This is a genomic window from Burkholderia sp. Bp9140, from assembly GCF_003853425.1.
Lineage (GTDB): Bacteria > Pseudomonadota > Gammaproteobacteria > Burkholderiales > Burkholderiaceae > Burkholderia.
The window spans coordinates 1-328 of sequence record NZ_QTPQ01000137.1; the positions used below are offsets into that span (position 1 = coordinate 1).

1 pseudogene is annotated in these 328 nt (G+C 61.0%); it reads right to left on the bottom strand.

What is annotated here, in order from left to right:
• Positions 1-328: pseudogene (locus DIE21_RS36975) on the bottom strand (2-aminoadipate aminotransferase); the annotation flags it as partial.

The window sequence follows — 328 nt, forward strand, 5'->3', positions numbered from 1 at the left end:
GCATACGCCTTGCGCAAGCGCCGCAGGTGATGCTCGTAACCGTCGCGTTCGAGAAACTCGGCGATCGCGAGCTGCGGCAGCGACGGCGTCGCCAGCGTATTCAGGAACTTCAGCTTCTCGACCTGATCGCGATACCGGCCCGGCAACGCCCAGCCGATCCGGTAGGCCGCCGTCAGGCTCTTCGAGAACGACGCGCAGTGCAGCACGATCCCGCTGCGGTCATAGGACTTCAGCGTGCTTGGATGCGACTCGCCGAAATACAGTTCGTTATACACACCGTTCTCGATGATCGGCATGTCCGCTTTAGTTGCGAACTCAACCAGTTCGC